Genomic DNA, 24604 nt, shown 5'->3' on the forward strand with positions numbered 1-24604 from the left:
CCGAGACACGGACCGTTCAGCAGTAAGTATCGTAGGACGACACCGACTGCTGAACGAGCACATCAGAGGTACGAGGCGTCAGATCACGTAGTTCATCCGATTCAGGATCGCCTGTCCGAGTTGCTCATTGCCCTCGATGTCCGCAGCCGCGGGATCGGCATCCCGACGGCCGCCCGCACATCGCGCGAGGTTCGCCGCGTCGAGACGGATCCGGACGTCGGCGGCGCCATCACCGCCGTCGAACTCGTCGACGATGCCCGCACGATCCCCGACGACGATCCGCACCGTGCGCGGTGCGAGACCCGTGATGTCGAACAGCACGGCGCTGCCCTTGGGTGCGTCGGCACGTTTGCCCACGACGAACGGCAACGACGTCCCGATCTCGTCGAGTGCGAGCGCGGCGGGTCCGGGGTCGGAGACCGACGAGCCGTCGGTGCCGTCACGCAGGTCGATCTCGTGCACCCAGCAGTCGAAGATGCGGATGCGCATGAACCGCCCGTAGGTGTCGGCGCCCGCCGGGGTCATCGCCGGGGCGTCGAACGCCTCCTGACCCATGGCCCGCAGGGCCGCGGTGCGCACGCCGATGATCTCGTCGAGCGCGGCGAGGACCTCGGTGCGCGGCATCGGACGGAAGTGGTCGACCCATTTCTCGTTGAGCTCGCCGATGGGATTTCGGACGTGATCGAGCGCGCTGACGGTGCGGGTGGCCTCCACATCGCGGCCGTCGAGCATGCTCTCGGTCCCGATGATGTGGGCGACGATGTCGGCGTTGGTCCAGCCGGGCAGCACCGACGACGCGGACCATTGGTCGTCTCCCAGCGAGGACGCGAGTCCGGATATCGCCGCCCACTGGGCGGTCAAGGCCTCGGTCACCTCGTCGATCGGCAGGATCGTCGTCGCCATACGTACTCCTCCAGTGGTCGGCCGAGCGTTCGGATCAAACCTATCCGGCACGGGTGACTCCGAGCACCCATACACCGACTAATCCGGGTGTTCGACCTGCCGACGCGGTACCGGTCCCCCTAGGCTGGACCGCGTGTCCGCATCCGATCTCGCCGGTGAACAATTCGGCCACTACGTCATCGAAGCACTGATCGGCCGCGGCGGCATGGGCGAGGTGTATCGCGCCACCGACACCCACAAGGGCCGCGTGGTCGCGTTGAAGCTGCTCAACCCGACGGTCGCCGACAATCCGGCCTTCCGCGACCGGTTCCTGCGCGAGTCGCGGGTGGCCGCGCAGCTCAACGACCCGCACGTCATCCCGATCCACGACTGGGGCGAGATCGACGGCCGGCTGTTCATCGACATGCGTCTGGTCGACGGCCGCGACCTGCGCGCACTCCTCGCCGACGAAGGGCCACTGCCGCCCGAGCGCGCACTGCGGATCGTCGGGCAGATCGCCGACGCCCTCGACGCCGCACACCGACAGGGGCTCGTCCACCGCGACGTGAAGCCCGACAACATTCTCGTCGACCACCGGGACTTCGCCTACCTGGTGGATTTCGGCCTCGCACAAGCCGATACGGACACCCGGTTCACCAGCACGGGCACCGCCATCGGCTCGTTCGGCTACATGGCACCGGAGCGGTTCGGTGACTCTGCGGTCGGGCCCCCGGCCGACGTCTACGCACTGGCCTGCGTGCTCTACGAATGCCTCGCCGGCGCACACCCTTTCGCATCGGCGACGACGATCGAACGGTTGATCGCCGCCCACCTGACCACCCCGCCGCCTCGCCTGGGCGTCGCCGTCGATTCCGTCATCGCCCGCGGGATGGCAAAAGACCCAGTGCAGCGCCAGCTCTCGGCGGGCGCGCTGGTCGCCGACGCCGCGACCGCGTTGCGCGCCGATCCGCTCGGAGGACCGGCCACGCTGGTCCCATCCACGCCGGTCCTGTCCACCCCGGTCCTGTCCACCCCGGCGGCCACCCACTCGGGCCCCCAGTGGAATCCGACGCAGGCGGCGGTGTGGTCGGCCCCGCCCCGGCGCAGATCTCCCGCGATCCCGATCGCGCTGGCCACCGTCGTCGTCCTGCTGATCTGTGCCGGCGTCGTGGGGTGGGCTGTTCTGACGACCGATCGGGACAGCTCGGCCACCACGGCGGGTGACAGGTCATCACTGCCGGCCACCGAGCGCCCCGAATCTTCCCGAGCCACATCGGTTCCGGGCCCGACTGCACCCGCCGCCCCACCCCTCACCACGACGCCTGCCCCGCCACCACCGGCGACCCCGACGCCCACCCAGAGCAACACCCGCGGCACCGGCGACCTCGGCCTGGCCGTGCCGATCACCCGTCCGGCGTGCGACGGCACGGGGATCGTCGTGGTGGGCAACGCAGTGGCGCCGGGGGCGTACGCCACCGAGGTGCAGGCGTTCCTGGACCGGCATCCGGGCGCGAGCTACCTGCGGACCGACCAGTCCTGCGCGTCGCTACGCCAGAGCCTCGACGGCAACCCGATCTACGCGGTCTACTTCGTCGCGGGGTCCACGCTCGGCGAGATCTGCGACGTGCGCAACCGGATCGGCGGCGACGCCTACGGGAAGTGGCTGGACAACACCTCCGATCCGACAATGCTCATCACCTGCTGAGCGCTTTCCGAACAAGGACAGGATCTGTCCGCATCTTCGGGCACGATGAAGGCCATGCTGGAAACCTCCGCTCGCCTCCTCGCGCTGCTGTCGCTGTTGCAGACGCGGCGGGAGTGGTCGGGCAGGGAGCTCGCCGAACGTCTCGACATCACCACGCGCACGGTCCGCCGCGACGTCGACAAGCTCCGCGAACTGGGGTATCCGGTCGACGCCAACGTCGGCGCGCGCGGCGGGTACCGACTCGGCGCGGGCGCGGAGATGCCGCCGCTGCTCCTCGACGACCAGGAAGTGCTCGCGGTCGCGTTGGGGCTCGATGCGGTCACCACGGGCGCTGTCGCCGACATGGCCGAGGCGTCGGCGGGTGCCCTCGCCAAGCTCCGGCAGGTCATGCCCTCGCGGCTTCAGCACCGGCTCGACGCATTACGGATCGAGGCCGTTCCCCGCGCCGCACCGTCGAGTGCGGTCTCCGCCGACCGTCTCACCGACATCGCCACAGCCTGCCACCGGCACGAACGCCTGCGCTTCGACTACCGCCGCAACGACGGCCGGGAAGGGCGACGCGAGGTCGAGCCGTACCGGCTGGTGCGCAACGGGAACCGCTGGTATCTGGTCGGTTTCGACCTCGAACGCGCCGACTGGCGATCGTTCCGGGTCGACCGGATGGAACCGAAGGTCCCCACCGGCCCCCGCTTCACCCCGCGCGATCCGCCCGACGGCGGGGCGGCCGCATTCGTCCTGCGCGGCCTCGGCGCCATCTACCAGCGCGCGATCGCCCGGGTACGCATCCACGCCCCGCTCGACGAGATCGCGGCGATGGTCCACGCGTCCTGGGGCACACTGGAATCCGGCGACGAACACAGCTGCGAGGTGACGTTGAACGGGTCCTCCCTCACCTCGATCGCTCGTTGGCTGTATGCCTTCGGAGCCGACTTCACCGTCATCGAACCCGTCGAACTCCGCGCAGAACTCGCCGCGGTCGCCGACTACCACGAGCAAGTCGCGCAGAGGTACCGCCGAGCGGTCACCGCCGGGCCCTGAGTGACCTCCCACAGCCAGCGTGCACACCGAGACTTGTCTACGGTCGTTGTCATGAGGCTTCTCATCACAGGCGCCACCGGCTATGTGGGTTCTCGGCTGGTGTGTGCACTGCTGAAACAAGGGCACGAGGTCGTGGTGACCTCGCGCGATCCGCGCAAGATCGCCCGGTTCGGCTGGTCGTCGCAGGTCAGCAAGGTGGCCATGGACGCCGACGATCCGATATCGGTGAAGAAGGCGATGGCAGCGGCGGGCCGGATCGACACGGTCTACTACCTGGTGCACGGCATCGGGGAATCCGGCTTCGCCGATGCCGATCGCGACGCGGCACGCAACGTGGCCGAGGCCGCGCGCGACGCCGCCGTCGCCCGCATCGTCTACCTGGGCGGATTCGTCCCCGGCGGCGACCAACTGTCGACCCACCTGCAGAGCCGGGCCGACGTCGCCGAGGGACTCGTCGTCGAGGACGGTCCCGAGCTCGTCTGGCTGCGCGCTGCGGTGATCATCGGAGCGGGATCGACGTCGTTCGAGATCATCCGCTACATGGCCGACCGCCTTCCGGTGATCCCCGAGCCCGACTGGATCACCAACCCCATGGACCCGATCTCCATCCGCGACGCCATCCACTACCTGACCGCCGCATGCGGTCCGTCGCTACCGCCGGGCCACTACGACATCGCCGGCCCCGACCACGCCCGCTACATCTCGATCCTGCACGAGTACATCTCCGCGGTCCGCCTGCCTCGCCTGCGTCTTCCGGTGTTCGGCGTCAGCACGCGACTGGCGGGTCGGGTCGGCGGCATGCTGGTTCCGGTGCCGACGTCGCTGACCGAGGAACTGGTCACCTCGCTCGATCATCCGATGACGGCGTCCGAACACAGCATCCGCGATCTCGTGCCGCCTCCCGAGGGTGGGCTGACCCCCATGCGCGACGCGGTGCGGGCCTCGGTGCGGTCGCCGTATCCGCGCCCGGTCTGCGATCTCTACGACCTCCACCACCTCGCCGACACCGACCCGACCTGGGCCGGAGGCGATTGGCTGCGCGTGAAGCGCACTGTTGGTGAGACCATCGGTACGTCCCTCGGGGTGGCGACGAAGATCGTGGGCACCCTGCGCCCGAGCCGCGCCGGCTGACCTGCCCTGTTGCTCCGAGCGACCCCGTCCCAACGACCTAGGTGGTGATGAGTGCTGGTGACCTCGCTGGCGCGCGACCTGTACGACTCGATCGCCGTGGACCGCGACCCCGATCCCGGTAACCACTACATCCGACGCCGCTGGATCGTCGGCGTGTTCCTCGTCATCGGCGCGGTGATGCTGGGCATCTCGTTGCGCGTCGAACCCGGCGACTCCGCGTTCTACCCGCTGACCATCGGCATGGCGGTGGTGTGGACCGTCGGGGCCTTCGTGTCCGGGCCGCTGCGGCTGGGGGCCTACAGCCCCGTCGCGTCGCGGCCGCCTGATCGTCTGGGGGCGACAGCTCTCGGTACCGTCGTCGGCCTGGCCGTCGGCGCCGCATTCGTGGTGGGCGGCCTCATCGCCCGCGAGATCCCCGGGGTGAGCGACCTGGCCAACCAGGTGCTGGCCTTCGCCGATTACGGCAGTCTCGCCGTCGTCACCGCGATCACCGTGGTCAACGGTCTCGCCGAGGAGTTGTTCTTCCGCGGTTCGGTGTACTCCGCGGCGCGCCCGCACAATCCCGTGCTGGTGTCGACGGTCATCTACGTGCTGGTCACCATGGCCAGCGGCAACGTGATGCTCGGCTTCGCCGGCGTCATCCTGGGCACGGTGTGCGCGATCCTGCGGCGGAGCACGGCCGGCATCCTGGCGCCTGCGATCACCCACGTCATCTGGGGCGCCATCATGGTCCTCGCGCTACCCCCGATCTTCGCGTGAGGTAGCGACGGCCCCTCCCGCACCGGTGGACTTCATCTCGACCGCAAGACTTCGATCGAAGTCCACCAGTCGGGTTGGAGTCCACCGGTCAGCTCACCCCGCGATCTGAGGAGGCCCGGAGCCGCGGAAGGCGGTCACGACGGCCGGTTTGGGCGATCGGCGCGGAACGGCTAGATTCGTTGGCGCAGCACGGCACATTTCGTCGGCGCACGCGCGTATAGCTCAGCGGTAGAGCTCTGGTCTTACACACCAGCGGTCGTAGGTTCAAATCCTACTGCGCGCACCAGTTCTCCCGATTTCATCGCCCCATGCCGCAGTCGGCGCGGTTCGGACAACGACGGGGTTCAGCGACTCAACCACTCGCGGGTGTACACATCCTGCCAGCGCACGGAGATGTTCCGGCGTGCCGCCGCGCTGGTCTCCGGCCCGAGCGTCTCGACGAGAACCTCCTCGACGACGTCGCGCACCGTGTCCGACAGCGCGACGAGGTCGTCGGAATAGCGGGCCACCAGGCCGAGGCGGATACCGTCGACCGAGTCACCGGCACCGTCGACGGCCGCGAACACCACCAGTCGGCCCACGTCCCGTCGGATTCGGATCGCGATCATCTGTTTGATGATCCGGTCACTGACCTTGGTGCGCACTCCGTCTGAGGCGAGCGCACGTGCTGGGCGTCGCACCCGGCTGAGCCCAGCGGAAATCGACGAGATCAGGCGATCGATGTCGCCCGGCGGCTCGGCCAGTTGTCGGGAGGCCTCCACAATCCAGGCGTCGGTGAGATCAGGTGCCTCAGGCATCAATCCCCCCTCCTTCCCGCCCGTCCACGTTGGGCGTGGTGGGTGTCCGTCTGCCAGGGTCCCACGGCGCGAGACGCGTGTGCAGGAACTTCCGGCTTCGTTGGAGATGGCCGCGAACCGAACCCGTGCTGATGCGCAAGACCCGGGAGGTTTCCTCGAGGGTAAGCCCCTCCACTTCCTTGAGCCACCAGGCCGCACGGGAGGTCGACGGCAGGTTGTCGAGCTCTGCACGCAGAGCGTCGATCAGCAACTGCCTTTCGACCTGTTCCGGCGGCAGCGGTCCGGCGGCCTCGATCTCGGCGAATCTTCCGTCGACGATGGGCACATCTCTTCTGCGCCGGTGGTAGTCGACAGATTTCCGATGGGCGATTGTGAACACCCAGGTTCGGAAGGTGCTCCGAAATTCGAAGTCGGGCAGCCCCTTCCAGGCGTCCAACAGCGTTTCCTGCGTGAGGTCCTCCGCTGTCTGGGTATCGCTCACCATCCGGCGCATGTATCGCAGCAGTCCCGGTGTCATCCGCCGGACGAGCACCGCGAACGCCTCGGTGTCGCCAACCGCCGCCGCGCCCGCGAGATCGTCATGACCGAGGTCAGCCAGGTCGAGCGACAGGCTGTGACCTGAATCACTCCTATTCATGCGTGCAACTTCCCCTGTCCCTCACGACTGACCATACAGACGGATCGTGAATTCCATTTGCGATAGCACACCGAAGAGCGGTCCGCACCTGAGAATCACGACCGAAGGAGATCGACATGGCTGCCAGCTCCACCGCATCGGCACATGAGGACGCATCGACGAAGGACCACGCGAGCTCGGATGCCCCCGTCTCCGCCGGCGCCGACTCGACCAACCGCCACGCCCTGGCCCGCCGCGACAACGCAGGAGACCGCGGGCGCACCTCGATCGCCGACATCGTCGTCGCCAAGGTCGCCGGTATCGCCGCCCGCGAGATCGACGGAGTCCACGATCTCGGCGGCGCCACCGAGCGTGCGGTCGGCAGGGTCCGCGACGTCCTGCCGGGCACCTCGGTGAGCACCACCCAGGGCATCGAGGTCGAGGTCGGCGAACAACAGGCCGCCGTCGACGTCTCGATCGTCGCCGAGTACGGCGTGGCGATACACCAGCTCGCCGCCGCGGTCCGACGCAATGTGATCTCGGCGATCGAGCAGATGACCGGACTCGAGGTCACCGAGGTCAACGTCACCGTGCACGACATCGCGTTCGGCGACGACGACGACCAGAACGACGCCGCTCCCCGGGTCCAGTGATGACGGCGGATTTCCCTTCCGCGCGTCCCGACGGCAGCGATCCACCCGAACTCGCCGAAGCCCTGGCCGCAGCGGTACTGGCCGTCCCGGGTGTGACAGAGCTGCACGCCGGGATGTTCGGAGAGGTGGCGACCTACCTTCCCGGCCATCGCGTCGCGGGGGTCTCGCTGAGCGACCAGCACGGTGAGATCCACATCGTCGCCTCGCTGTCCTACGACCTCCAGGCAGTGGCCGCCGCAGTGCGCGACACCGCCGAGAAGATCGCCGCGCGACCCATCTCGGTGACGGTCGAAGACATCAGCACCGACTTCACGCCAGCACCGAAAGAAGGTGGCGCACAGTGAGTAACGCGACAATCGGAATGTTCGTGGGCCTGATTCTGGCGCTCGCGGCGATCGCCGGGGGACTTGGCGGCTTCCTGCTCGCCGTCGTCCTGGGCGCCTGCGGCCTCGTACTGGGACTCAACCGCGACGGCACCATCGATGTGGGCGCACTCCTGCGGAGCAGGGGCCGTGGCTGAGGTGACCACCGTCGCCGGAGTCACCGCGGCCACCGGCGACGGCACACCCGAACCGGCCGGGACGCTCACCATCGAAGACCGGGTCATCGAGCAGATCGCCGCGCGCGCCGCGCTCGACATTCCGGGCGTGACCCGTTATCAGGGCAACGTCGGTTCCCTCCTGGGTTCCAGCGCCGGCCGTTCGATCATCGGTTCCGATCTGCCGAGCGCCCACGTGCGGTCGTCGGGTCCGGCCGCGCGGATCTCGCTCGACCTTGCGCTCGAATGGCCGTGCCGGGTCGCCGACATCGCTCGACAGGCCCGTGACCACGTCACCGACGAAGTCGCCCGCCTCACCGGTGTCCGTCCGGTGCGGGTCGATGTCACGGTGGGTCAACTTGTGCCGGGGTCCGATGTACGTCGACGCAACAGCGGGTTCATCGACCTCCCTGCAGCACCTCGCGAGACCGCTTCCGCCAGTGCAGGTGCCAGTGCAGGTGCCGGCACCGGGACCATCCACGAGACGGAGGTGCCATCGTGACCCGATCTGCATCCGACGAGCAGACTGCACAGCGTCCTGCCACCACGGCCACACCGCCGTCTGACCGTGTCTTCACCCCGTCCGGGTTACCGGGGGCTGCGATCGCCGGGGCCGTCCTGGGAATCGCGATGATCGCGTTGGGTGTCACCGCGATCCGCGACATCGCGGTCCGGGCGGAGTGGCTCGACGGCCGCGAATGGTCGGTCACCGTCGCCGAGTGGATCCGGGATCTGCAGTGGCAGGGCTGGATGTGGCCGGCGGCCATCGGCCTCGTCCTGGTCGGACTGATACTGCTCTGGGTCGCCGTCAAACCTCGACAGCCGACACACCTGCGCATGACCCAGCCGGAGATGTGGACCCGTCCCGGCGACGTGGCACGCCGGTGCAGTGCTGCGGTATCCGACCTCCCCGGCGTCTATGAGGTCGACACGATCGTGACCCGCCGCAAGGTCAAGAGCACCGTCCTCGGTCGGACATCGGTCACTGAGCGTGACCTCATCACCCAGACGCTCTCCGACGTCGTCTCGGTTCTCGAGTCACCGCCGCGAGCCGTTGTACGGCTCCGCTTTCGAGATGGGAGAGCACGTCGATGAATCGTCTTCCCGCGTCGTTTCACCGTCTCACCGCGGCTTTGGTGGCACTGGCGCTGATCGCCGTCGGCGCCGGCGCGATCGCATGGCGCACCGGACTCGACCCCGTCGCAGACTGGATCGACAGCATCGACGAGGCGGCATTCGAGCGCAGCGCCACCGCATCGTGGTGGATCTGGGTGCTGATCGCGGCCGCCGTCGTCGCCTTCGGGTGGGGACTGCTGTTGCTGTCCACCAACATTCGTCCCCGCGCAGTCGAGGACGTCGAACTCGATGGCTCCGACGAGACAGGAACCCTCACGATCGCACCGAAACTCATCGCCGCTGCGGCCGCCGAGCAACTCGAGGGCAATCCCCTGTTCCAGAATGTGACCGCCAAGGCGATCGACGACCGCGCCCGCAGCATCATCCGGGTCCAGGCCACCGCACGGCCCGACCGGAGCTACCAGGAGATCGCCGGACCCGTCGGTGACGCCGTGACCTCCATCCGCACCGCGCTCGGGGATTCCGACGTCCATGTTCAGGCGTTCGTCCATCTCGAGCGATGACCGACGCCGACAGAGCGCGGTGACCGAGAACGAGAACCGAACGAACCCCGAAGGCACCGAGCGCCTTCGGGGTTCGCGGGTCTGTGGGGACTTCTCGACAACCCTCACGTCCCCTTCACGTTGAGGATCTGGCGCAGGGTGTGCTCGATGTCCACGAGGTCCACGGCGTCGGCCATCACCTGATCGATGTCCTTGTACGCGTCGGGGATCTCGTCGACCCACTCCTCACCGTGCCGGTACTCGATGCCGGCCATCCGCGCGGCGAGGTCGTCGGCGGTGAACCGCTTACGTGCCTCGGTACGCGAGAACCGGCGGCCCGCACCGTGCGGAGCGGAGCACAGTCCGGACTCATTTCCCTTGCCGCGCACCACGTATGACCTTGTCCCCATGGAACCCGGGATCACCCCGCGGACACCCTTGTGCGCGTCGATCGCGCCCTTGCGGGTGAGCCACACATCCTTGCCGCCGTGGGTTTCCTTCACGGTGTAGTTGTGGTGGCAGTTGATCCGATCCACTTCGAGGGGCACTGCATCGACATCGCCGGCATCCGAGGCGTACCAGTCTGCGAACACCTCGACGAAACGGTCCATCATCTCGGCCCGGTTCTCGAAGGCGAAGCGCTGCGCCCACTTCAGCTCCCGAAGGTAGGCGGCCAGCTCCGGTGTCCCTTGCGCAAGGTAGGCCAGATCGGCATTCGGCAACTGGATCGACCACTGCCGGCACAGCTTCTGGGCGATCTTGATGTGCTTCTGCGCGATCTTGTTCCCGACGCCCCGTGATCCCGAGTGCAGGAACAGCCAGACGATGTCGCGCTCGTCGAGACACAGCTCGATGAAGTGGTTACCCCCACCGAGCGAACCGAGCTGCTCGCGCCACTTCGGCGAATGCGACAGGTCGACGCCGGTGTCGGACGCCTGCCCGGCGAGAGAGTCGATACGCGCACGCGTGAAGACGAACCGATCGAGGCCGCGGTTGTAGTTGCCCGGCGACAGCGGGATCGCCGCTTCGATCGCGCGCCGCAGCGCCGCGAGATCCATCCCGTCGATGTCGGCGGCACCGAGGCGCGTCTCGACGGCGATCATCCCGCATCCGATGTCGACTCCGACGGCCGCGGGGATGACCGCGTCGGTGGTCGGGATGACCGTGCCCACCGCGGAACCCTTGCCGGCGTGGGCATCCGGCATGAGGGCGATGTGCGGGTGCACGAACGGCAGGCGGGCGGTCTCGGCAGCCTGGCGCAGGGCGTTGTCGTCCACGTGCGATGCGTAGTTGAGCACCTTGGGCGACGCCATGGTGGGCATGAGGGGGTTCCTTTCGTGGGCGCCCGGGAGCGGGCCCTCACATCAAAGCGTCGAACCACCCCGGTGGCAAAGGAATTTCACCCTCGACAGAGGCATGGCCCGACACCGCGTCGAGCGCGGTGTCGGGCCATGCGACGTGTCAGCCGACGACGCCGAGCGCCTTGTCCCAGACCTCGTTGTCGCGCACCTCGCCCGGTCCGACCATGTCCGCGTAGACGATGATGCCGTCGCGGTCGACGAGGAAGGTGCCGCGGTTGGCGTAGCCCCGGTCCTCGTTGAACACCCCGTAGGCACGGGCCGTCTCGCCATGAGGCCAGAAGTCCGACAGGATCGGGAAGAGGAATCCCTGCGCAGACGACCACACCTTGTGCGTGGGCGACGGGCCCACCGACACGGTCACCGTGGTGACGTCGTCGTTGTCGAAGCGCGGTTGCTGGTCGCGGATGTAGCCCAGCTCGCCCTGGCAGGTGCCGGTGAACGCGAGCGGGAAGAACACGACGAGCACATTGCGGTCGGCGCGGAGAGCCGCGAGGGACACGAGCTGGTTGTTCTGATCGCGCAGCTCGAAATCCGGCGCCCGGTCTCCGACGGTCAGTGGTGCCGAAGGCAGAGCATCGCTCATACTTTCTTGCCCGCGCGCGCCTTGGGCTGGACCAGTCGGGCGGCCGACCAATCTCCCAGGCTGATCGCCGACGTCTGCGTGAGACCGGCCGTCGGGGCGGCCTCGGCGATCTCGCTCGGATCCACGTATCCGTTTTGTCCGGTCTTGGGTGAGAACACCCAGACAAACCCGTCTTCGGCGAGAGGACCGATGGCGTCCATCAGTGCGTCGACGAGATCGCCGTCGCCCTCGCGCCACCAGAGGATCACGACGTCGATGACGTCTTCGGCGTCCTCGTCGACCATCTCGGCGTCGATCGCGTCCTCGATATCGGCGCGAAGTTCGTCGTCAGTGTCCTCATCCCAGCCGAGTTCCTGCACGACCAAGCCCGCGGTCAAGCCCAATTTCTGAGCGTTGCTACCGTCTGTGGCGGCTACCACCGCGAGTGACCTCCTGAAGGTTTTGATGGTTCGTTGTCATTTGCGTGTCCGGCGTAGGCGCGTACATCTCCGTACACCGATTCGCCTGTCAGCATAGGCAACAGCCTAAAGCCTCACATTGCAAGCTGAACACCGTCGTCGATTTCGGGCGTTTCGCCGAGCCTGTCTTTCCATGGTGCACAGGCGGTCAGTACCCACGCTGCGACGGTGCTAACCGGACGGACTCGACGGCACGGTCGGCGCCGCGTCCGTCGCAGGCGCGCGCGGTGTCGCCGACGACGGTGCCGGTATGGGCGTGTAGGCGCCACACGCGTCGAGCAGGCGCTGCTTGTCGCGCGACCACTGTCCCGACACCGGATTCAGTGTGGTACGCAGCTCGCGTCGGATCGCGTCCTCGAGCCGTGCCGTCGAATCCAGGAACGTCTTCGCCGGGGCCACGACATCGGCCGGCGAGGTGTCGGTGATGTTCGGCCGGATCTGATCGGCTCCGGCGATCAGGCTCGCCCGCGCCTTGTCGTCGAGATCGCCGACGGCGGGATACGAGTGCGTCCTGTTGAGCCGGTCGATGAACGTGTTGACGCCCCGCACCATCACCACCATCGACGACATCGATTCACGGCAGAGCTCGACGCCCTCGGCGCGCACCGCGGCCGCTGCCGACGCCGACACCTCGGACCGGTAGACCGCGACCTCACCCGGGGCCGCAACACCCACACCACCAACCGTGGATGCACACGCACTCAACAGCATTCCCCCGAATGCGATGCACAGCGCCGTGGTGCCCAGAACACCCCTGTGTCCCCTGCGGCCGGGCCTGGCCTCCCCTGTGCCCAGCATCGCCTCTCCCTACTCATGAGTAACAGTTGACCGACGCTACCGCAGCCGGGCGATCGCGACAGGGTACACAGATCCAGTCGGTGCCAAGCCACCTCACATGGGGCACGATGAAGGGGGCACCGCACAACATCGGAGTGGCGGTGCCGCACGCCATGCAGCCGGACCACCACCCCGAGTCCGGCCTGTCAGAGGGAGTAGGCATCACCGTGACCAACCAGATGGAGCCCGCGACACAGGACGTCGTTCCGAGCGAAGAGGCCGACAACACCGGCGCCCGCCCGGACGGACGACCCGGCGGCCAACGCGTCCGTGTCATCCGCGAGGGAGTTGCGTCCTATCTGCCCGACATCGACCCCGACGAGACCAGCGAGTGGCTCGATTCGTTCGACGCCCTGCTCGACGCCGCCGGACCCGGTCGCGCCCGCTACCTGATGCTGCGGCTGCTCGAGCGCGCCGGCGAGAAGCGTGTGTCGATCCCCGCGCTCACCTCGACCGACTACGTCAACACGATCCCCACCGAGGCCGAACCCTGGTTCCCCGGTGACGAGGACGTCGAACGTCGCTTCCGCCAGATGATCCGCTGGAACGCCGCGATCATGGTCCACCGCGCACAGCGCCCCGGGGTCGGCGTGGGCGGCCACATCTCGACCTATGCGTCGTCGGCATCGTTGTACGAGGTCGGCTTCAACCACTTCTTCCGCGGCAAGGACCACTCCGGCGGCGGCGACCACATCTTCATCCAGGGGCACGCCTCCCCCGGCATCTATGCCCGCGCCTACCTCGAAGGCCGGATCGACGAGACGCGCATGGACGGCTTCCGGCAGGAACACAGCCACGCCGGCGCGGGCGGCGGCTTGCCGTCGTACCCGCATCCGCGGCTGATGCCCGACTTCTGGGAGTTCCCCACGGTCTCCATGGGCCTGGGCCCGATGAACGCGATCTACCAGGCACGTTTCAACCACTACCTGCACGACCGCGGCATCAAGGACACCTCCGACCAGCATGTCTGGGCGTTCCTCGGCGACGGCGAGATGGACGAGCCGGAGTCGCGCGGCTTCGCCAGCTTCGCCGCCACCGAAGGCCTGGACAACCTCACGTTCGTCGTCAACTGCAACCTGCAGCGGCTCGACGGCCCGGTGCGCGGCAACGGCAAGATCATCCAGGAACTCGAGTCGTTCTTCCGCGGTGCGGGCTGGAACGTCATCAAGGTCGTCTGGGGCCGCGAGTGGGATTCGCTGCTCCACGCCGACCGCGACGGCGCACTGGTCAACCTGATGAACACCACTCCCGACGGCGATTTCCAGACCTACAAGGCCAACGACGGAGCGTTCGTCCGCGAGCACTTCTTCAACCGGGACCCGCGCACCAAGGAACTGGTCAAGGACCTCTCCGACGCCGAGATCTGGAACCTCAAGCGCGGCGGTCACGACTACCGCAAGATCCACGCCGCCTATGCCTCGGCGATGACCCACAAGGGACAGCCGACGGTCATCCTGGCGCACACGATCAAGGGCTACACCCTCGGCAAGCACTTCGAGGGCCGCAACGCGACCCATCAGATGAAGAAGCTGACCCTCGACGATCTCAAGGCGTTCCGCGACTCGACGCGCATCCCGATCACCGACGAGCAGCTGGAGAAGGATCCCTACCTGCCGCCGTACTACAACCCCGGCAAGGACTCGCGCGAGATCCAGTACATGCTCGATCGTCGCAAGACGCTCGGCGGTTTCCTGCCGAGCCGCCGCACCTCCTCCAAGGTCCTCAAGGCCGACACCAGCTCTGCACTCAAGGCCACCGCGAAGGGGTCGGGCAAGCAGCAGGTCGCCACCACCATGGCGCTGGTGCGCGTGTTCAAGGATCTGTTGCGCGACAAGGAGATCGGCAAGCGCATCGTGCCGATCATCCCCGACGAGGCCCGCACCTTCGGGATGGACTCGTGGTTCCCGACGCTCAAGATCTACAACCGCAACGGACAGCTCTACACCTCGGTCGACGCCGAACTGATGCTCGCCTACAAGGAGAGCTCCGAGGGGCAGATCCTGCACGAGGGCATCAACGAGGCCGGCTCGGCAGCCAGCTTCGCCGCGGTCGGCACGTCGTATTCGACACACGACGAGCCGATGATCCCGCTGTACATCTTCTATTCGATGTTCGGGTTCCAGCGCACCGGCGACAGCTTCTGGGCGGCCGCAGACCAGATGGCGCGCGGCTTCGTCATCGGCGCGACCGCCGGTCGCACGACGCTCACCGGTGAAGGGCTGCAGCACGCCGACGGGCATTCGCCGCTGCTCGCGGCGACCAACCCCGCCGTCGTCGCCTACGACCCGGCATTCGCCTACGAGCTCGGCCACATCGTCGACAACGGCCTCAAGCGGATGTACGGCGACTCCCCGGAGAACGTCTTCTTCTACCTGACGGTCTACAACGAGCCGATCAGCCAGCCCGCCATGCCCGAGGGCCTCGACCCGACCGGCATCGTCAGGGGCATGTACCGGTTCCAGAAGGCGCCGGAGGGCAAGGAGCATCCGGCCAACATCCTGGTGTCCGGCGTCACGATGCCCGACGCACTGCGCGCATCGCAGATGCTCGCCGAGGAGTGGAACGTCGGCGCGGACGTGTACTCGGTGACGTCGTGGAGCGAGCTCGCCCGCGATGGCATCCGCGCGGACCGCGAGGCGGTGCGCGATCCGGGCACCGAACCCGCCCCGGCTTACCTGACCGAGCTGCTCGCCGATGCGGCCGGCCCGTTCGTCGGCGTCAGCGACTACATGCGGGGCGTGCAGGAGCAGATCCGCGCCTACCTGCCGGGGACCTACCTCACGCTCGGCACCGACGGGTTCGGATTCTCCGACACCCGGCCGGCAGCACGACGGGTCTTCAACGTCGACGCGGAGTCGATCGTGGTCGCGGTGCTCGTCGCGCTCGCCCGCGACGGGAACATCGACATGTCGGTGGCGGCGGAGGCCGCCGAGAAGTACCAGATCACCGACGTCTCGGCAGCACCCGAGCAGACCAGCGATCCGGGCGTCGCCTGACGCCGCTGCCCGACGGGTACTGGTCGACCTTCGGCGTGTGCGCGCCGACGCCGAAGGTCTAGATTTGAGGTCGTGTCCGATGCGCGCGTGAATCAGAAGCCACCACAGGCTGACGTGTTCGGTGCGCGAGGGGCCCATGTGCCGGCCCCCGCCACCGTCCACGACGCGCTGCCGGACACCCTCCTGCGGCGGGTCAAGCAGTACAGCGGCCGCCTGGCGACCGAGGCCGTTCATTCGATGCAGGATCAGCTGCCGTACTTCTCCGATCTCGACGCCGCCCAGCGGGCGAGCGTGCAGCTGGTCGTGCAGACCGCGGTGGTGAGCTTCGTCGAGTGGATCCAGGATCCCGAGGGCAACGTGAAGTTCACGGTGCAGGCCTTTCAGGTGGTCCCGCAGGATCTGGCCCGGCGCATCACGCTGCTGCAGACCGTCGAGATGGTCCGGGTGGCGATGGAGTTCTTCGAGAAGTGGCTGCCGCTTCTCGCCCGCAACGACGACCAGCTCCGTGCACTGACCGAGTCGGTGCTGCGCTACGGCCGCGAGATCGGTTTCGCCGCGGCGTCGATCTACGCCTCGGCCGCGGAGTCACGGGGCGCGTGGGATTCCCGGCTCGAGGCGCTGGTCGTCGACGCCGTGGTCCGCGGCGACTCCGGTCCGCAGCTGCTCTCCCGGGCCGCCGCCCTCAACTGGGACTCCGACGCACCGGCCACCGTCATCGTCGGGACACCGCCGCCCGAACAGAACGTGTCGGTACCCCTGGCCATCCACAACACTGCCAAGCAGTTCGACCGGTCGGCCTTGTCGGTGGTCCAGGGGTCGGTGCTGGTGGCGATCGTGAGCGGTCCCGCACGGCCGACCGAGAAGTTCGTCTCCGCCCTGCTCTCGCACTTCGCCGACGGGCCGGTGGTGATCGGTCCGACGATGCCGAACCTCGGCAGCGCACACGCGAGCGCCGTCGAGGCGATGGCCGCGATCGAGGCCGTGGTGGGCTGGCCGAGCGCTCCGCGGCCGGTTCACAGCCTCGAATTGTTACCCGAACGAGCCCTCAACGGTGACGAGTCAGCGGTGACCACTCTGATCGAATCTCTGGTCGAACCGCTTGCCGAGGGCGGCACGACCCTGACCACGACGCTGGAGGCCTACCTCGACTCCGGCGGCTCGGTCGAGTCGTGCGCGCGCGTTCTGTACATACATCCAAATACCGTCCGCTACCGACTGAAGAAAATTGCGGAAATCACACGGCGTGACCCAACCAACCCTCGCGATGCCTACGTTCTGAGGATCGCGTCGACGGTAGGTCGTTTGACACACTTACGGCACAAATCACAACCTTCTGTCACTTGAGCACCAGGCGTAACTGTCCGATTTACCGTTTCCGCTGATAGGAGCCTTAAGACAACGGTTCGGTAACAAATCTCAGACTGATGACAAACCAGGTGACCCCGCGGTGACGTTTGTGGGAACCCCACAAAACACGGCGACAAGGTTCATGCTGTTCCACACCCACACAGAGCGCTCAAACAGTGTTCTCTGGTCACGTGCTCTCCATGCTTGCTCCAGGCCAGGGTTCTCAGACACCCGGTATGCTCACGCCGTGGCTCGATTTGCCCGGCGCACGTGACCAGATCGCGACGTGGTCGAAGATGACCCGGTTGGATCTCGAACGGCTCGGCACCACTGCCACAGCCGAGGAGATCACCGACACCGCGGTGACCCAACCGCTCGTCGTGGTCGCTGCCCTGCTGGCTTTCGACGAGGTCCGCAAGAATCGCGAACTGCCCGCAGATGCGGTTGTCGCCGGTCACTCGGTCGGCGAACTCGCTGCCGCGGCGATCACCGGCGTGATCTCCGCCGACGAGGCCGTGACCCTCGCCGCCCTCCGCGGTGCGGAGATGGCCAGGGCCTGTGCGCTCGAACCCACGACCATGGCCGCCGTCCTCGGCGGCGACGAGGCAGCCGTGCTCGCCCGTCTCGACGAACTCGAACTGGTCCCGGCCAACCGCAATGCGGCCGGTCAGATCGTCGCGGCCGGTGCGGTGGCGAAGATCGACGCACTCATCGCCTCCCCGCCGGAGAAGGCGCGCGTCCGCAAACTGGCCGTCGCCGGCGCCTTCCACACGCACTTCATGGCTCCCGCCCAGGAGGCCGTTGCCGCCGCGGCCGCGCGGATCACCCCCGGCGAGCCCACCCGGACACTCCTGTCCAACTCCGACGGGCAGCCTGTAACGAATGGCGCCGAAGCTCTGACAAAACTGGTGGGACAGGTGACCAAGCCGGTCCGCTGGGACCTCTGCTCGGCGTACCTGCGTGAGCACGCCGCCTCCGCCCTCGTGGAGCTGCCACCGGCGGGCACCCTGGTGGGGATTGCCAAGCGTGAGCTGAAGGGCACCCCAGCGCTGGCTCTCAAGGAGCCCGGCGACATCGCGAAGATCACAGAACTTGGATAGCGGTCGCGGGTAATCCGCGGCCCCCGGAACGCCGGCTCACATGCAGGCGTGTCCAAGCGCGCGGACTCCTTCGGTCCGTTCTGCGCTCCGGAAGTATGTAAGTCAACGAAGCAAAAACGAAAGGGAACCACACAGTGGCTGCCACCCAGGAACAACTCATTGCCGGCATCGCCGAGATCATCGAGGAAGTCACCGGCATCGAGCCGTCCGAGGTGACCCTCGAGAAGTCGTTCGTCGATGACCTCGACATCGACTCGCTGTCCATGGTCGAGATCGCCGTGCAGACCGAGGACAAGTACGGCGTGAAGATCCCCGATGAGGATCTCGCCGGCCTGCGTACCGTCGGCGACGCCGTCGCGTACATCCAGAAGCTCGAGAACGAGAACCCCGACGCCGCAGCTGCCATCAAGGCACAGGTCGAGGCAGACCAGAACTGATGACCTCCCCTTCCCTCCGCGAGTACTCCACGCTGGGTGGGAACTTCCCGAGCGTGGTGGTCACCTCCATGGTGGCCACCACCTCGTTGGGTGAGGACCTCGACTCGACGTGGAAGAACCTGCTGGCCGGCGAGTCCGGCATCGGTGAGCTGACCGACGACTTCATCACCAAATACAACCTGCCGGTGCGTATCGGTGGTCGTCTGCTCAAGGACCCGTCCGAAGAGGTCACGCGGGTCGAGTCGCGGCGTATGGCCTACGTCGAGCGCATCGCGCACATCCTGAGCAAGCGCCTGTGGACGCAGGCCGGCGAGCCCGAGGTCGACAAGGATCGCCTTGCTGTCGTCATCGGCACCGGCCAGGGCGGCGGCGATGCGATGATCGACGCGGTCAAGGCCATGGAGAGCACCGGCAACTACCGCAAGGTGTCCCCGCTTGCCGTGTCGATGGCCATGCCCAACGGGCCGGCCGCCGTCGTCGGGCTGAACGTCGGTGCACGCGCCGGTGTCATCACCCCGGTGTCGGCCTGCTCCTCCGGCGCAGAGGCCATCGCGCACGCCTGGCGTCACATCGTCATGGGTGACGCCGACATGGTCGTCACCGGCGGCGTCGAGGGACACATCGACGCCGTGCCGATCGCAGCGTTCTCGATGATGCGTGCGATGAGCACCCGCAACGACGACCCGAAGGCCGCCTCGCGTCCGTTCGACTCCGACCGCGACGGTTTCGTCTTCGGCGAGGGCGCAGCCATGCTGATCATCGAGCGCGAGGAACACGCCAGGGCACGCGGCGCGCACATCCACGCACGTCTGCTCGGCTCGGGTATCACCTCCGACGGCTTCCATCTCGTGGCACCGGATCCGAGCGGCCAGGGCAATGCCCGGGCGATGGCCAGGGCCCTGCAGTCCGCAGGTCTGCAGAAGTCCGACATCACCCACATCAACGCGCATGCCACGTCGACGCCCATCGGTGACACCGCCGAGGCGGCGGGCATCATCTCGGCGATCGGACAGCACGCAGCGGTCTACGCGCCGAAGTCTGCGCTCGGCCATTCCATCGGTGCAGTCGGGGCGCTCGAGTCGGTCCTCACCATCAAGAGCATCGAGGAAGGCGTCATCCCGCCGACCCTCAATCTCGAGAACCAGGACCCGGAATGCGACATCGACGTCGTCCACGGTGAACCGCGGTACGGACAGTTCGAGTACGCGATCAACAACTCGTTCGGTTTCGGTGGGCACAACGTGGCGCTCGCCTTCGGTCGCTACTGACGCAGTCGCCACCGAACTCACCACTCGGCGGGTGGCCACCACGACGGTGGCCACCTCGCCGAGTATTCACGAGCAGGTGGGCGACAACGACGTCGCCGCCGTGTGACCCGGCAGCACCCCCGACACCCAGGAGACCGCGATGACGACCTTGGCTCCCACCCCTGGCCGCGAAGAGGCCGCCGATCCCCGCGACCCGCTGTTGCGGCTGACGAACTTCTTCGACGAGGGCACGATGTCGTTGCTCCATCCGCGTGACAAGTCGGGGGTCCAGGCGGCGATCGGCCTGGTCCACGGCGTGCGCACGGTCTCCTACTGCACCGACGGCACCGTGATGGGCGGGGCCATGGGTGTGGTGGGGTGTGCCCACATCGTCAACGCCATCGACACCGCCATCACCGAGCAGGCGCCGGTCATCGGCATCTGGCACTCGGGTGGTGCTCGCCTCGCCGAGGGTGTCGAGGCGTTGCACGCGGTGGGTCAGGTCTTCGAGGCGATGGTGCGCGCCTCGGGTTACATCCCGCAGATCTCGGTGGTCGTCGGTTTCGCCGCCGGCGGTGCCGCCTACGGACCGGCGCTGACCGACATCGTGATCATGGCGCCCGCCGGTCGCGTGTTCGTCACCGGCCCGGACGTCGTCAAGAGCGTCACCGGCGAGGACGTCGACATGGAGTCGCTCGGCGGCCCCAACACCCACGGCAAGAAGTCGGGTGTCTGCCACATCGTCGCAGATTCCGAGCCCGACGCCCTGTGGCGCGCCCGTCGTCTCGTGTCGACGTTCACCCAGCAGGGACACTTCAACCGGGAGCGGGCCGAGGCCGGCGACACCGATCTCAAAGCCCTACTGCCCGAATCCAATCGACGCGCCTACGACGTCCACCCCGTCGTCGAGCAGCTGCTCGACCGTGGTCTGGCCGCCGACGGCGAGACCGAGATCTCCAGTTTCGAAGAGCTGCAGGCCAAGTGGGCGCCGAACATCGTCATCGGCTTCGGCAGGCTCGCGGGTCGCAGCGTGGGCGTGATCGCCAACAACCCACTGCGCATGGGCGGCTGCCTCAACTCCGAGAGCGCCGAGAAGGCCTCTCGTTTCGTTCGTCTCTGCGACGCCTTCGGCATCCCGCTGATCGTCATCACCGACGTTCCCGGGTACCTGCCGGGCGTCGGTCAGGAGTGGAACGGCGTGGTCCGACGCGGCGCCAAGCTGTTGCACGCGTTCGCCGAGTGCTCGGTCCCCCGCGTCACGCTGGTGACGCGAAAGATCTACGGCGGCGCCTACATCGCGATGAACTCACGCGCCCTCGGGGCCACGGCGGTCTTCGCGTGGCCGGGTTCCGAGGTCGCCGTCATGGGCGCCAAGGCCGCCGTCGGCATCCTGCACAAGAAGGCACTCGCCGCCGCACCCGACGACGAGCGTGAGGCTCTGCATGAGCGTCTCGCCGCCGAGCACGAGGCCATCGCCGGTGGCGTGGGCCGCGCACAGTCGATCGGCGTCGTCGACGAGATCATCGACCCGGCACGCACCCGCAGCATCATCGCCGAGGCGCTCGCCGCCGCACCCGCCCGTCGCGGGCGGCACAAGAACATCCCGCTGTGACGGAGTGATCCCGCTGTGATGTAGGGATCGACTGACAGACAGCGCAAATCGCCCCGGTCGTCGACCGGGGCGATTGCCGTTCTGTCCTGCGCGGGTCAGCCCACCCGCTGCTGCAGCCAGGTCACCTCGGCCCCTGCGCCGCCCATGCGGTATTGCTCGAGAGCGTTGTCCCATGCGGTGCCGAGCGCACCCTCCAACTCGCCTGCGAGGCCGGCACTGTCGGGCTGCGATTCGATCATCGAACGCAACTGGTTCTCGCCGATGATGACGTCACCGTTGGCGCTCGTCGAACCGCGCCAGAGGCCCAGTCCGGGGACGTAGCAGTAACGTTCGCCGTCGACGCCCTCGCTGGGGTTCTCGGTCACCTCGAAGCGAAGTGCCGACCACTCGCGCAGGGCGGTCACCAGACGCGCAGCAGTGCCCACCGGCCCTGCCCAGTCGACAGTCGCACGCTGCATACCCGGCTCGGCATCCTGTGCCGACCATTTCAGGTTTGCGCGCGCATTCAGGGTCGACGACAGAGCCCACTCCACATGTGGGCACAGCGCCACTGGCGCCGAGTGGATGTACACCACTCCTGTTGTCATGTCCGCAAACTGGTTCAGATTGCGCACCTTGTTCACCTCCGGTTGTCGACGAGGAACGTCTTCCCCAACACACCTCGCGACACCGCTATCACAGTCGTATCGCCAATTGTGCCCCATGATGCACGTGTTGCGCTAGTTTCTCGTGCGAGAAATGTTCAGTTCTGTGACGAAAGTTTACTGACGATGCTGTCGTTGAAGTCGCTCCACAGCGGTTTCGCCCACCCACCGAAGGCGCGGTCGGTGAGCACGACGCAGGCCGCATCGAGGTCGGGGTCCACCCAGAGATAGGTTCCGGCCTGGCCGAAGTGCCCGAAGGTGCGCGGCGAGTTGCCCGCCCCGGTCCAGTGCGGTGACTTCTCCGACCGGATCTCGAATCCCAGTCCCCAGTCGTTGGGCCGGTGCTTGCCGTACCCGGGGACAAAGCCGTCGAGTCCCGGGAACTGCACCGACGTCGCGGTCCGCAGCGTCTCCGGTGCCAGCAGCTGCGGACTCAGCAGATCCTGGGCGAACCGGGCCAGGTCGGCCACGCTGGACCGGGCGCCGTGACCTGCCGGCCCGTCGAGCGTCGTCGAGGACAACCCCAGTGGCGTGCAGACGGCGTCGGCGAGGTACTCGGCGAAAGCGATGCCGGTGGCCTCGGCGACCACCTCCGCGAGGACCTCGAAGCCTGCACTCGAATAGATGCGACGCTCCCCCACTCCCGCTTCGGCTTCTCGCGAGTCGAAGCCGAGCCCCGAGGCGTGGGCCAGCAGGTGCGCGATCGTCGCGCCCGGCGGGCCGGCAGGGTCGTCGAGCTCCACCGCCCCTTCCTCGACTGCCACCAGAACTGCGTGGGCCACGAGGAGTTTGGTCACCGAGGCGAGTTCGTAGACGCGAGCGGGGTCGCCGAATTGCTCGGCGACCCCGTCGCGGGTGATGATCGCCGCCGACACATGGTCGACGGGCCATTCCGTCAGAGAATCAAGGACCGTCACATCGGGTCACGTTACCCGTGGGCACGCGACCGGCGGATGGCGACAGAGTCACCAGTCCTCTTCGGTGTAGCGGATGACACCGCGGATGTTCCTGCCCTCCAACATGTCCTGGTAGCCGTCGTTGATCTGGTCCAGGCGGTACTGGCGGGTGATCATGTCGGCGATGTTGAGCTTGCCGATCTTATACATCGACAGCAGCTTCGGGATGTCGAGCTTGGGGTTGGCACCGCCGAAGATGGAGCCCTGCAGGTTCTTCTGCAGCAGCGTCAGCATCGCGAGGTTGAGGGTCACATCGCTCTCGAGCATGTTGCCCATACCGGTCAGCACGCAGGTGCCTCCCTTGGCGGTGATGCCCATCCACGTGTCGACGTCCTTGCCGTGGACCTCGCCGACGGTGACGATCACCTTCTGGCACATGCCGCCGTGGGTGGTCTCGGCGATCGCCATGCCGGCCTCTTCGACCGACGCGTACGCCGCGGTGGCCCCGAACTTCAGTGCCTGCTCACGCTTCCACTCCACCGGATCGATGGCGAACACGTTGCGGGCACCGGAGATCACCGCACCCTGCAGGGCTGCGGTTCCGACGCCACCGACACCGACGATCGCGACGTCTTCGCCCGGGCGCACGTCGCCGCTCCGCGTCGACGAGCCGTAGCCGGTGGGGATGCCGCAGCCGCACAGTGCTGCGACCTCGAACGGGATGTCCTTGTCGATCTTCACCGCCGACGCCTCGTGCACCACCATGTACGGGGCGAAGGTGCCCAGCAGGGTCATCGGGTAGACGTTCTCGCCGGCTGCTGTCTGGATACGGAAAGTGTTGTCCGACACCGCTTCGCCCTGCAGCAGCATGGCACCGAAGTCACACAGGTTGGCCATGCCCGACTGACACGACGGACACTTGCCACACGACGGGATGAACGACAGCACGACGTGGTCGCCGACCTCGAAGTCGGTGACACCTTCGCCGACCTCGGCGACGACACCCGCGCCCTCGTGGCCGCCGAGGATCGGGAACCCGGCCATCGGGATGCCACCGGTCATCAGGTGATGATCGGAGTGGCACATACCGGCCGCTTCCATCTTGATCTTGATCTCGTGGGCCTTGGGATCGCCGATCTCGATCTCCTCGATCGCCCACGGCTTGTTGTGCTCGCGCAGCAGCGCACCCTTTGTCTTCACTGATCTCCTCCGTTCGAACCCGGCAACATCTCGCCCCGGGAGGTTTTCCACACTCCGACGGTTGCCGACTCTTGTGACAGTAGTCACTCAACCACAAAAGTGGAACGTGTTCTAGTGCGTGTGTCTTCGTGGCGTCTCGGCCGGCGTG

The 24604-nt window shown here is 67.2% G+C and carries 26 protein-coding genes and 1 tRNA gene; 17 read left to right on the forward strand and 10 right to left on the reverse strand.

Annotated elements, in window-relative coordinates; translation table 11 throughout:
• Positions 1-78: 78 nt before the first annotated feature.
• A complete protein-coding gene (locus H1R19_RS15010) occupies positions 79-903 on the reverse strand; it encodes a maleylpyruvate isomerase family mycothiol-dependent enzyme (protein ID WP_219849442.1) in 825 nt (274 codons plus the stop codon).
• Positions 904-1036: 133 nt separating this feature from the next.
• Between H1R19_RS15010 and H1R19_RS15015 the strand changes: the two genes are divergently transcribed.
• From H1R19_RS15015 to H1R19_RS15035, 5 genes are all read left to right on the forward strand, one after another.
• On the forward strand, positions 1037-2587 hold the full coding sequence (locus H1R19_RS15015; protein ID WP_219849443.1) for a serine/threonine-protein kinase: 1551 nt from the start codon (positions 1037-1039) through the stop codon (positions 2585-2587).
• A 54-nt stretch (positions 2588-2641) separates the two neighbouring features.
• Positions 2642-3625: a helix-turn-helix transcriptional regulator gene (locus tag H1R19_RS15020; RefSeq protein WP_219849444.1), complete on the forward strand. Its 984-nt coding sequence runs from the start codon at positions 2642-2644 to the stop codon at positions 3623-3625.
• Between the two features lie 51 nt (positions 3626-3676).
• Positions 3677-4756, forward strand: a complete 1080-nt coding sequence (locus H1R19_RS15025; protein WP_188327759.1) for an NAD(P)H-binding protein — start codon at positions 3677-3679, stop codon at positions 4754-4756.
• Between the two features lie 51 nt (positions 4757-4807).
• The gene (locus tag H1R19_RS15030; RefSeq protein WP_188327758.1) at positions 4808-5515 is read left to right on the forward strand and encodes a type II CAAX endopeptidase family protein; all 708 of its coding nucleotides are present in this window, start codon (positions 4808-4810) and stop codon (positions 5513-5515) included.
• Between the two features lie 211 nt (positions 5516-5726).
• Positions 5727-5801, forward strand: a tRNA-Val gene (locus H1R19_RS15035).
• Positions 5802-5859: 58 nt separating this feature from the next.
• On the opposite strand, the gene H1R19_RS15040 is transcribed toward H1R19_RS15035, so the two are convergent.
• On the reverse strand, positions 5860-6312 hold the full coding sequence (locus H1R19_RS15040) for a hypothetical protein (RefSeq protein WP_219849445.1): 453 nt from the start codon (positions 6310-6312) through the stop codon (positions 5860-5862).
• Positions 6305-6949, reverse strand: a complete 645-nt coding sequence (locus tag H1R19_RS15045) for an RNA polymerase sigma factor (RefSeq protein ID WP_219849446.1) — start codon at positions 6947-6949, stop codon at positions 6305-6307. Before H1R19_RS15045 ends, H1R19_RS15040 begins: the two co-directional genes overlap by 8 nt.
• Before the next feature lie 116 nt (positions 6950-7065).
• Between H1R19_RS15045 and H1R19_RS15050 the strand changes: the two genes are divergently transcribed.
• The 6 genes from H1R19_RS15050 to H1R19_RS15075 are packed head-to-tail and all read left to right on the forward strand — an operon-like array spanning position 7066 to position 9759.
• Complete coding sequence (locus H1R19_RS15050) at positions 7066-7581, forward strand: Asp23/Gls24 family envelope stress response protein (protein ID WP_188327755.1); 516 nt, start codon at positions 7066-7068, stop codon at positions 7579-7581.
• Complete coding sequence (locus H1R19_RS15055; RefSeq protein WP_219849447.1) at positions 7581-7925, forward strand: hypothetical protein; 345 nt, start codon at positions 7581-7583, stop codon at positions 7923-7925. Before H1R19_RS15050 ends, H1R19_RS15055 begins: the two co-directional genes overlap by 1 nt.
• The gene (locus H1R19_RS15060) at positions 7922-8101 is read left to right on the forward strand and encodes a DUF2273 domain-containing protein (protein WP_188327753.1); all 180 of its coding nucleotides are present in this window, start codon (positions 7922-7924) and stop codon (positions 8099-8101) included. Before H1R19_RS15055 ends, H1R19_RS15060 begins: the two co-directional genes overlap by 4 nt.
• On the forward strand, positions 8094-8621 hold the full coding sequence (locus H1R19_RS15065; protein ID WP_244970719.1) for an Asp23/Gls24 family envelope stress response protein: 528 nt from the start codon (positions 8094-8096) through the stop codon (positions 8619-8621). Before H1R19_RS15060 ends, H1R19_RS15065 begins: the two co-directional genes overlap by 8 nt.
• Entirely contained in the window at positions 8618-9214 is a 597-nt protein-coding gene (locus H1R19_RS15070; protein WP_219849449.1) for a DUF6286 domain-containing protein, read from the forward strand. Before H1R19_RS15065 ends, H1R19_RS15070 begins: the two co-directional genes overlap by 4 nt.
• Positions 9211-9759, forward strand: a complete 549-nt coding sequence (locus H1R19_RS15075) for an Asp23/Gls24 family envelope stress response protein (RefSeq protein ID WP_188327750.1) — start codon at positions 9211-9213, stop codon at positions 9757-9759. Before H1R19_RS15070 ends, H1R19_RS15075 begins: the two co-directional genes overlap by 4 nt.
• Before the next feature lie 104 nt (positions 9760-9863).
• Here the strand turns inward: H1R19_RS15075 and H1R19_RS15080 are convergent, their stop codons facing one another.
• The 4 genes from H1R19_RS15080 to H1R19_RS15095 form a co-directional block, all read right to left on the reverse strand.
• Positions 9864-11060: an RtcB family protein gene (locus H1R19_RS15080; protein ID WP_219849450.1), complete on the reverse strand. Its 1197-nt coding sequence runs from the start codon at positions 11058-11060 to the stop codon at positions 9864-9866.
• A gap of 139 nt (positions 11061-11199) precedes the next feature.
• Positions 11200-11682, reverse strand: coding sequence for a peroxiredoxin (locus tag H1R19_RS15085; protein WP_188327748.1), 483 nt, complete (start codon positions 11680-11682; stop codon positions 11200-11202).
• Positions 11679-12101, reverse strand: a complete 423-nt coding sequence (locus H1R19_RS15090) for a DUF3052 domain-containing protein (protein ID WP_188327747.1) — start codon at positions 12099-12101, stop codon at positions 11679-11681. Before H1R19_RS15090 ends, H1R19_RS15085 begins: the two co-directional genes overlap by 4 nt.
• Positions 12102-12311: 210 nt before the next feature.
• Positions 12312-12938, reverse strand: coding sequence for a hypothetical protein (locus H1R19_RS15095; protein ID WP_188327746.1), 627 nt, complete (start codon positions 12936-12938; stop codon positions 12312-12314).
• Between the two features lie 140 nt (positions 12939-13078).
• On the opposite strand from H1R19_RS15095, the gene aceE reads away from it, so the two are divergent.
• From aceE to H1R19_RS15125, 6 genes are all read left to right on the forward strand, one after another.
• Positions 13079-15973, forward strand: a complete 2895-nt coding sequence (aceE, locus tag H1R19_RS15100; protein ID WP_188328033.1) for a pyruvate dehydrogenase (acetyl-transferring), homodimeric type — start codon at positions 13079-13081, stop codon at positions 15971-15973.
• Between the two features lie 72 nt (positions 15974-16045).
• Positions 16046-17317 carry a PucR family transcriptional regulator gene (locus tag H1R19_RS15105; protein ID WP_188327745.1) on the forward strand — a complete coding sequence of 424 codons (1272 nt, stop codon included), beginning with the start codon at positions 16046-16048 and terminating at the stop codon, positions 17315-17317.
• A gap of 194 nt (positions 17318-17511) precedes the next feature.
• Positions 17512-18420, forward strand: a complete 909-nt coding sequence (locus H1R19_RS15110; protein ID WP_188327744.1) for an ACP S-malonyltransferase — start codon at positions 17512-17514, stop codon at positions 18418-18420.
• 134 nt (positions 18421-18554) lie between these two features.
• The gene (gene acpM / locus H1R19_RS15115; protein ID WP_188327743.1) at positions 18555-18857 is read left to right on the forward strand and encodes a meromycolate extension acyl carrier protein AcpM; all 303 of its coding nucleotides are present in this window, start codon (positions 18555-18557) and stop codon (positions 18855-18857) included.
• Positions 18857-20125 (forward strand): KasA/KasB family beta-ketoacyl-ACP synthase, encoded by a 1269-nt coding sequence (locus tag H1R19_RS15120; protein ID WP_188327742.1) that lies wholly within the window; start codon positions 18857-18859, stop codon positions 20123-20125. Before acpM ends, H1R19_RS15120 begins: the two co-directional genes overlap by 1 nt.
• A 139-nt stretch (positions 20126-20264) precedes the next feature.
• Positions 20265-21716, forward strand: a complete 1452-nt coding sequence (locus H1R19_RS15125; protein WP_219849451.1) for an acyl-CoA carboxylase subunit beta — start codon at positions 20265-20267, stop codon at positions 21714-21716.
• A gap of 95 nt (positions 21717-21811) precedes the next feature.
• Here the strand turns inward: H1R19_RS15125 and H1R19_RS15130 are convergent, their stop codons facing one another.
• The 3 genes from H1R19_RS15130 to H1R19_RS15140 all read right to left on the reverse strand — a co-directional run bounded on the left by H1R19_RS15130 (position 21812) and on the right by H1R19_RS15140 (position 24456).
• Entirely contained in the window at positions 21812-22330 is a 519-nt protein-coding gene (locus tag H1R19_RS15130; protein WP_188327740.1) for a DUF3145 domain-containing protein, read from the reverse strand.
• Between the two features lie 128 nt (positions 22331-22458).
• Positions 22459-23277, reverse strand: a complete 819-nt coding sequence (locus tag H1R19_RS15135) for a serine hydrolase domain-containing protein (RefSeq protein WP_219849452.1) — start codon at positions 23275-23277, stop codon at positions 22459-22461.
• Positions 23278-23325: 48 nt separating this feature from the next.
• Entirely contained in the window at positions 23326-24456 is a 1131-nt protein-coding gene (locus H1R19_RS15140) for an NDMA-dependent alcohol dehydrogenase (protein WP_188327738.1), read from the reverse strand.
• Positions 24457-24604 lie beyond the last annotated feature (148 nt).

Origin of the sequence: Gordonia jinghuaiqii, assembly GCF_014041935.1 — a bacterium.
In the GTDB taxonomy this organism is placed as follows: Bacteria; Actinomycetota; Actinomycetes; order Mycobacteriales; family Mycobacteriaceae; genus Gordonia; species Gordonia jinghuaiqii.

Bases quoted from the DNA above. Each gene is read 5' to 3' on its own strand.
- H1R19_RS15020 (WP_219849444.1), top strand. From the start codon at position 2,642: ATGCTGGAAACCTCCGCTCGCCTCCTCGCGCTGCTGTCGCTGTTGCAG.
- H1R19_RS15025 (WP_188327759.1), top strand. From the start codon at position 3,677: ATGAGGCTTCTCATCACAGGCGCCACCGGCTATGTGGGTTCTCGGCTG.
- H1R19_RS15125 (WP_219849451.1), top strand. From the start codon at position 20,265: ATGACGACCTTGGCTCCCACCCCTGGCCGCGAAGAGGCCGCCGATCCC.
- H1R19_RS15055 (WP_219849447.1), top strand. From the start codon at position 7,581: ATGACGGCGGATTTCCCTTCCGCGCGTCCCGACGGCAGCGATCCACCC.
- H1R19_RS15040 (WP_219849445.1), bottom strand. From the start codon at position 6,312: ATGCCTGAGGCACCTGATCTCACCGACGCCTGGATTGTGGAGGCCTCC.
- H1R19_RS15085 (WP_188327748.1), bottom strand. From the start codon at position 11,682: ATGAGCGATGCTCTGCCTTCGGCACCACTGACCGTCGGAGACCGGGCG.
- H1R19_RS15045 (WP_219849446.1), bottom strand. From the start codon at position 6,949: ATGAATAGGAGTGATTCAGGTCACAGCCTGTCGCTCGACCTGGCTGAC.
- H1R19_RS15075 (WP_188327750.1), top strand. From the start codon at position 9,211: ATGAATCGTCTTCCCGCGTCGTTTCACCGTCTCACCGCGGCTTTGGTG.
- H1R19_RS15120 (WP_188327742.1), top strand. From the start codon at position 18,857: ATGACCTCCCCTTCCCTCCGCGAGTACTCCACGCTGGGTGGGAACTTC.
- H1R19_RS15080 (WP_219849450.1), bottom strand. From the start codon at position 11,060: ATGCCCACCATGGCGTCGCCCAAGGTGCTCAACTACGCATCGCACGTG.
- H1R19_RS15095 (WP_188327746.1), bottom strand. From the start codon at position 12,938: ATGCTGGGCACAGGGGAGGCCAGGCCCGGCCGCAGGGGACACAGGGGT.
- H1R19_RS15050 (WP_188327755.1), top strand. From the start codon at position 7,066: ATGGCTGCCAGCTCCACCGCATCGGCACATGAGGACGCATCGACGAAG.
- H1R19_RS15010 (WP_219849442.1), bottom strand. From the start codon at position 903: ATGGCGACGACGATCCTGCCGATCGACGAGGTGACCGAGGCCTTGACC.